This is a genomic window from Galbibacter sp. L-19, assembly GCF_056857615.1.
The window spans coordinates 21,817-28,846 of sequence record NZ_JBSXNL010000021.1; the positions used below are offsets into that span (position 1 = coordinate 21,817).

Genomic DNA, 7,030 nt, shown 5'->3' on the forward strand with positions numbered 1-7,030 from the left:
GCAGGCTTTTGGAAATAAATATTGATTATAAGTAAACTTTAGGGGTGCCGTGAAAGCCGGCTGAGATAAAACCCTTAGAACCTGATCGCGTTAGGACGTGCGAAGGGAAAAGTTGAGACACTACATAACGCCATAAATTTGGCTATAGGTACTTTTTTAATTCAGCATTAAAAAAACTCCTAAGTAATCCACTTTTTTAGGACTTCCTCCTAAAGTTTACAGTAAAACATAAGATTATGACCACTGTAAACGTAAACAACACCTTACACACATTTCAGAACTCATTGAGCGCCAAACAGCTCTTGGAGCATTTAAACATTTCTCCCAACGGCATTGCTTTGGCACTTAATAATAACGTTCTCCCAAAATCTAAATGGGAAGAACCGTTAGAAAACAATGCTAATATTCTTATTATAAAAGCCACCCAGGGAGGTTAATTAGGGCGTGCCCTTCACTCCGTTACGGTCAGGCTATTCGCTATATCTTTTTAAAAAAATAAAAAGGATGTCGCTACTATCCTTCACGCAAAAAAAAAATCAACTGCCTCGGGTTTAGACCCACAAGGTATTCAAACAAAAACAAGAAACACATGAAAACACAACAGCAAAAACCCAACACAGAAATTAGTCGCGAACCCTTTCCAAATTCTTCAAAAATTTATGTCTATGGAAACCTTCACAAGGATATAAAAGTACCAATGAGACAAATTTCTCTTAGTGACACGGTTGATAAATTTAATGGTACTACCGAAAAAAATGACCCTGTTTTAGTGTATGACACCAGCGGTCCATATACAGATCCAAACATAGAAATAGATGTAAAAAAAGGACTAAAACCCATTCGAGAGCAATGGATAAGAAGTCGTGGGGACGTAGAAGAGCTCAGCGGACTCTCCTCTAATTACGGAAACGAACGCCTTAATGATAAAAAGCTAGACGAACTTCGTTTCAAACACCTTAAAAATCCATTAAAAGCAAAAGCTGGAAAAAATGTAACGCAAATGCATTATGCCCGTAAAGGAATTATAACTCCAGAAATGGAGTTTATTGCCATTCGCGAAAATCAGAAACTACAGCAAGTAAAAGAAATTACAAAACAACATCCTGGAGAGAGTTTTGGTGCTTCCATTCCAAAAGAAATCACTCCAGAATTTGTACGTCAAGAGGTAGCTAGCGGGAGAGCCGTAATTCCATGTAATATAAATCATCCAGAAAGCGAACCTATGATTATTGGACGTAACTTTTTGGTTAAAATAAATGCCAATATTGGTAATTCTGCGGTAACATCTTCCATAGAAGAAGAGGTAGAAAAAGCAGTTTGGGCATGCCGTTGGGGAGCAGATAATATTATGGACTTATCTACCGGAAAAAATATCCATGAAACCCGCGAGTGGATTTTAAGAAATTCGCCAGTTCCTATTGGTACTGTGCCTATTTATCAAGCTTTAGAAAAAGTAAACGGAAAAGCTGAAGACCTTACTTGGGAAATTTTTAGAGATACTTTAATTGAACAAGCAGAACAGGGAGTAGATTATTTTACTATTCACGCTGGGGTACGCTTACAATATGTGCCACACACTGCCAAACGTGTAACAGGAATCGTTTCTAGAGGAGGTTCTATCATGGCAAAATGGTGTTTGGCGCATCATAAGGAAAGCTTTTTATATACTCATTTCGAGGAAATCTGCGAAATTATGAAAGCCTATGATGTGTCCTTTTCTCTTGGCGACGGACTCCGTCCTGGAAGTATTGCCGATGCCAACGATTATGCACAATTTGCAGAGCTAGAAACTCTTGGAGAACTTACAAAAATAGCTTGGAAACACGATGTACAAACCATTATTGAAGGGCCTGGACATATTCCAATGCATATGATTAAAGAAAATATGGACAAGCAATTGGAAGCCTGTGGAGAAGCTCCTTTTTACACCTTAGGCCCACTTACTACAGATATTGCTCCTGGTTATGACCATATTACAAGTGGTATTGGTGCTGCCATGATTGGTTGGTACGGGTGCGCCATGTTGTGCTATGTTACCCCAAAAGAACACTTAGGACTCCCAAATAAAGAAGATGTAAAAACAGGAGTTATTACGTATAAAATAGCTGCGCATGCCGCCGATTTAGCAAAGGGTCATCCAGGGGCACAACACCGAGATGATGCCATGAGTAAAGCTCGATTTGAATTCCGTTGGGAAGACCAATTCAATTTAGCCCTGGATCCAGATACCGCAAAAGCGTATCACGACGAAACATTACCATCAGACAATGCTAAAGTGGCACATTTCTGCTCTATGTGTGGTCCTAATTTTTGCTCTATGAAAATTACTCAGGACGTTCGGAATTATGCTAAAGAAAATGGACTGGATAGTCATGAAGCTATTGAAGAAGGGATGAAGAAAAAAGCAGAAGAGTTTAAAGAAAAAGGAAGTGAAGTGTATTTGTGATTGAGTTGAAGGTTGAAAAAAGAAAGAGGTCGGAAGGCGGAAGATTAAAGTGAAGAAAGGTAATGAGGTAATGAGTTAAAAGTGGAGAATTAAGATAAGGATGGAGTTAGAAGTCGGAAGTCAGAAGTTAAAAGTTATGGCTGTTACAAAGAAAAAAACTGCTTACTGCAACTGCCCACTGAGCACTTTTCCCCTAATTTCCTCATTTTCAAATCTTCAAATCTTCAAATCTTCAAATTTACAACTTTGCCTCTTTGCTCTTTGAGTGAAAAGTTAATGAGTTAAAAGTGGAGAATTAAGATAAGGATGGAGTTAGAAGTTGGAAGTCAGAAGTTAAAAGTTATGCTGTTACAAAGAAAAAAACTGCTTACTGCAACTGCCCACTGAGCACTTTTTTCCTGATTTTCAAATCTTCAAATTTACAACTTTGCCCCTCTGTCCCTTTGAACCTCTGAAATAAAAACCTAAACCCATGCTTATTGTAATTACATCAGAGACTGCCTTGGAGCAAGAAATAGAAAGCCTAAATAGGTTGTTTGCATGTGGATTGGAAACTTTACACATACGTAAACCAAGGTTAGAAAAAGTAGCCTTGAAAAACTATTTAGAATTGATAGATGTAAAACATCACAATAAAATTATGCTTCATCAGCATCATGAATTGGCATCAGAATTTAATGTAAAAGGCATTCATTTGACCGAAAAACATAGAAAAATGCTTGAAAATGATTCAGAATACATTAAAAACCATCAAAAAATGGGAAGAGTGGTGAGTACGGGTTTTCATTCAATTTCAGCTTTAAAAAAAGAAGGAGCAAATTATGATTATAGTTTTTTGAGTCCCGTTTTCAATTCTATTTCTAAAGAAAATTATCAAGGAAAAGAATTTGAGGTAATGGCATCCCCAATAAAAGTTATTGCGCTTGGCGGAATTACCTCAGCAACTATTTCCGAAGTAAAAAAAATGGGATACCAAGGGGTTGCAATTTTAGGAAGCATTTGGCAATCTAAACACCCCGTAACAGCATATAAAGAATTGCAAAAAGTTTATAAAAACGTGTTTTATGACGGATAAAAACATACAAAAACCTATTGTTTTAAGTATTGCTGGTTTTGACCCTTCTGGGGGAGCTGGTTTACTTGCCGATATAAAAACAATAGAAAATAACGGATGCTATGCAATGGCTGTTTGTACGGCAAACACCCTACAAACCGATGTTTATTTCAAAGACTGCTATTGGGTGGACGCTACTGTAGTTTTAAAGCAATTGCAACTACTTTTAGACCGTTTTAATATAGCAGCTGTTAAAATTGGAATAATAGAAAATCTAACTCTTTTAGAACAGTTGTTAAAAGTATTAAAAGCATATAAAAAGGAACTTCCAATAGTTTTAGATCCTGTTTTGAAGTCAAGTAGCGGCCATTCTTTTCAAGGAGAAAAACTATTATTCTCAGCTGATATTTTAAAAAATATCTCGTTGATTACGCCTAATTATGAAGAAATTTTTCAGCTTTCCAACGCATCCTCTTTGTCAGAAAAAATAACACGCTTACAACAATTTACATCAGTATTGCTAAAAGGTGGACATCATCCATCGGAAAAAGGAAAAGACACTTTATATCTAAAAGATAAAACCGTTTTTAACTTTTTTCCTTCCGAAGAAAAAATATATGAAAAGCATGGAAGTGGCTGCATCTTATCTTCAGCTATTACAAGTTATTTAGCACAAGGAAAATCTTTAGCTAATGCTTGTGAAGATGCCAAAAGATATACCGAAAAAGCGCTGCAATCAAACCCAACAAAACTAGCATATCATTCATGAAAATAGATACTATACAATACATCTCGCAAGGAAACACACCTACTATACATCTTCAAAATATTCAAAAAGTATGTGAGTGTGGCGGACGTTGGATTCAATTACGCCTGAAAAATAAAACGCCAAAAGAAGTTTTAGAAACAGCTATCAAGGCTAAAGAAATATGCCAACAATACAGTGCTAAACTCATTATTAACGACCATGTTGAAGTTGCCAATGTAGTAAATGCAGATGGGGTTCATCTTGGAAAAGAAGATATGTGCCCCCAAGTAGCTAGGAAAATTCTAGGGAAAGAAAAAATTATAGGAGGCACTGCAAATACATCCCAAGACATAGAAAAATTGATTAAAAAAGGAGTTGATTACATCGGCTTAGGTCCCTTTAGACATACAAATACCAAAGAAAAATTAAGTCCGATTTTAGGAATTAAAGGTTATAAAAACATCTTTTTTGAGTTGAATAAAAAAACAAAAACCACCCCAATAATTGCTATTGGAGGCATTGTAAAAGAAGATATAGAAGAATTAAAACTGGCAGGTATTTACGGAGTTGCTATGTCGGGTTATTTAACTTCTGAGATTAGGGAGATAAAAACCCATGACTTAACCAAAAGATTAGATGTTATAAAGGAAATTTTAAATCAGAAAACAATAAACGTATGAGTTATCCAGACATATTAAAAATAGCAGATAAGGAGTTTTCTTCTCGATTGTTTCTAGGAACTGGAAAATTTAGTTCCTCAAAACTAATGAGAGAGTCCATTCTTGCGAGTAAAAGTGACCTTGTAACGGTAGCTTTAAAAAGAGTAGATTCAACCTTAGAAAATGATGATATTTTAAGTGGATTACCACACCCTACCATAAATTTATTACCCAACACTTCTGGGGTTAGAAATGCCAAAGAAGCCATTTTTGCTGCTGAATTGGCACGAGAAGCATTGGAAACAAATTGGGTGAAATTAGAAATTCATCCAGATCCAAATTACTTACTACCAGATCCTATAGAAACTTTGGCTGCTACCGAAGCATTGGTAAAAAAAGGATTTGTAGTGATGCCGTATATACATGCAGATCCTGTGTTGTGCAAGCGTTTGGAAGATGTAGGAGTACAATGCGTAATGCCTTTGGGGGCTCCCATAGGAACTAATAAAGGATTAAAAACCTTTGATTTTTTAGAAATTATTATTGAACAAAGTAAGGTACCCGTTATTGTAGATGCTGGTATTGGAGCTCCTTCTCATGCGGCAGCAGCTATGGAGATGGGTGCCGATGCTGTGTTGGTTAATACCGCAATTGCAGTTTCCAACAATCCTATCCAAATGGCAAAAGCCTTCAAAAAAAGTGTAGAAGCAGGACGCGAAGCTTATTTAGCATCCCTCGCACCAGTAAAACAGAATGCAGAAGCTAGTAGTCCGTTAACCAGTTTTTTATATGACTAATTTTAAAGATACATTTTTACAATATTCGTGGGACGATGTTCTTAAAAGCATCCAAGATAAATCGGGAAATGACGTAATTCGGGCTATTGAAAAACCCAATCGAAATTTAGAAGATTTTAAAGCCTTGATAGCTCCTGCTGCAAAACCCTTTCTAGAAGAAATGGCGCAAGAAAGTAAGCGTATTACCAAACGGCGTTTTGGAAATACTATGCAAATGTTTGCGCCCATGTATTTAAGCAATGAGTGTCAAAATATTTGCACTTACTGCGGGTTTAGCTTTACCAACAAAATTCCGAGACGTACTTTAACCGATGTCGAAATTTTAAAAGAAGTTGAGTATATAAAAAGTAAAGGTTTCAATCATATTTTATTGGTTACAGGAGAAGCAAACACTACAGTTGGTGTATCATACCTTAAAAATGCTATTCAACTTATAAGAAATCATTTTTCTAATGTGAGTATTGAAGTACAGCCTTTAGATGAAAATGAATATGTTTTATTGAAAGAAAATGGTTTATATGGGGTATTAGTATATCAAGAAACATATCATGAAGAAGAATACAAAAAACACCATCCAAAGGGAAAGAAATCAAATTTTTTCTATCGCTTAGAAACTCCCGATAGATTAGGACGTGCTGGAGTTCATAAAATTGGACTAGGAGCCTTATTTGGATTGGAAGATTGGCGTGCCGATAGTTTCTTTACAGCATTACATTTACACTATCTAAAAAAAACCTATTGGCAAACTAAGTTTTCTATTTCTTTTCCTCGACTCCGACCTTTTTCTGGGGGATTAGACCCAAAAGTAGAAATGACAGATGCCGATTTGGTACAATTGATTTCTGCCTATAGAATGTTGGAAGAAGATGTAGAGTTAACCATTTCAACTAGAGAGAGTGAAACCTTTAGAAATAACATTGTGAATCTTGGTATTACCTCCATGAGCGCCGAATCTAAAACCAACCCTGGAGGCTATGTAGTAGATAAACAATCGCTAGATCAGTTTGAAATTTCCGATGAACGTTCTACAGAACAAATTACTCAAATGCTAAAAGCTCAAAACCTAGAAGTAGTTTGGAAAGATTGGGAAAACAATTGGGAGTGAGTTGATGGTTGAGGGTTTGTAATGTTTTAAAGTGAAAAAATGAAGTCGGGAGTTGAAGGAAATAAGAATAAAGAGAAAAGAATATAACCCGTTGTGCATTTAGGCAATATTGATTTTTAGGTTATTGATATTTCTGTTGAATTCAAATATGTTTATATATTGAATGACCGTCATAGCCGTAATCTTAGATAATATTCTGTTTTTGAATCCCTCAAAAGATT

General features: G+C 35.9%; 7 protein-coding genes, 1 pseudogene and 1 riboswitch. Of the genes and pseudogenes, 7 read left to right on the plus strand and 1 reads right to left on the minus strand.

Annotated elements, in window-relative coordinates:
- The first annotated feature begins 30 nt into the window (after positions 1-30).
- Positions 31-125, plus strand: a riboswitch (TPP riboswitch).
- A gap of 111 nt (positions 126-236) precedes the next feature.
- The 7 genes from thiS (at position 237) to thiH (ending at position 6,809) form a co-directional block, all read left to right on the plus strand.
- Positions 237-437: a sulfur carrier protein ThiS gene (gene thiS, locus AC13CQ_RS01110; protein ID WP_008611395.1), complete on the plus strand. Its 201-nt coding sequence runs from the start codon at positions 237-239 to the stop codon at positions 435-437.
- Positions 438-589: 152 nt separating this feature from the next.
- Positions 590-2,446 (plus strand): phosphomethylpyrimidine synthase ThiC, encoded by a 1,857-nt coding sequence (gene thiC / locus AC13CQ_RS01115; RefSeq protein ID WP_008611394.1) that lies wholly within the window; start codon positions 590-592, stop codon positions 2,444-2,446.
- 472 nt (positions 2,447-2,918) lie between these two features.
- The gene (locus AC13CQ_RS01120) at positions 2,919-3,521 is read left to right on the plus strand and encodes a thiamine phosphate synthase (RefSeq protein ID WP_474507455.1); all 603 of its coding nucleotides are present in this window, start codon (positions 2,919-2,921) and stop codon (positions 3,519-3,521) included.
- Positions 3,511-4,269, plus strand: coding sequence for a hydroxymethylpyrimidine/phosphomethylpyrimidine kinase (locus tag AC13CQ_RS01125; RefSeq protein ID WP_008611392.1), 759 nt, complete (start codon positions 3,511-3,513; stop codon positions 4,267-4,269). Before AC13CQ_RS01120 ends, AC13CQ_RS01125 begins: the two co-directional genes overlap by 11 nt.
- Positions 4,266-4,928, plus strand: a complete 663-nt coding sequence (locus AC13CQ_RS01130; RefSeq protein WP_456868010.1) for a thiamine phosphate synthase — start codon at positions 4,266-4,268, stop codon at positions 4,926-4,928. Before AC13CQ_RS01125 ends, AC13CQ_RS01130 begins: the two co-directional genes overlap by 4 nt.
- Complete coding sequence (locus tag AC13CQ_RS01135) at positions 4,925-5,704, plus strand: thiazole synthase (RefSeq protein WP_337900854.1); 780 nt, start codon at positions 4,925-4,927, stop codon at positions 5,702-5,704. Before AC13CQ_RS01130 ends, AC13CQ_RS01135 begins: the two co-directional genes overlap by 4 nt.
- Positions 5,697-6,809, plus strand: a complete 1,113-nt coding sequence (thiH, locus tag AC13CQ_RS01140; protein ID WP_008611388.1) for a 2-iminoacetate synthase ThiH — start codon at positions 5,697-5,699, stop codon at positions 6,807-6,809. Before AC13CQ_RS01135 ends, thiH begins: the two co-directional genes overlap by 8 nt.
- A 99-nt stretch (positions 6,810-6,908) precedes the next feature.
- Here the strand turns inward: thiH and AC13CQ_RS01145 are convergent.
- Positions 6,909-7,030: pseudogene (locus AC13CQ_RS01145) on the minus strand (IS982 family transposase); the annotation flags it as partial.

Bases quoted from the DNA above. Each gene is read 5' to 3' on its own strand.
- thiC (WP_008611394.1), top strand. From the start codon at position 590: ATGAAAACACAACAGCAAAAACCCAACACAGAAATTAGTCGCGAACCC.
- thiH (WP_008611388.1), top strand. From the start codon at position 5,697: ATGACTAATTTTAAAGATACATTTTTACAATATTCGTGGGACGATGTT.
- AC13CQ_RS01120 (WP_474507455.1), top strand. From the start codon at position 2,919: ATGCTTATTGTAATTACATCAGAGACTGCCTTGGAGCAAGAAATAGAA.
- thiS (WP_008611395.1), top strand. From the start codon at position 237: ATGACCACTGTAAACGTAAACAACACCTTACACACATTTCAGAACTCA.
- AC13CQ_RS01135 (WP_337900854.1), top strand. From the start codon at position 4,925: ATGAGTTATCCAGACATATTAAAAATAGCAGATAAGGAGTTTTCTTCT.
- AC13CQ_RS01130 (WP_456868010.1), top strand. From the start codon at position 4,266: ATGAAAATAGATACTATACAATACATCTCGCAAGGAAACACACCTACT.
- AC13CQ_RS01125 (WP_008611392.1), top strand. From the start codon at position 3,511: ATGACGGATAAAAACATACAAAAACCTATTGTTTTAAGTATTGCTGGT.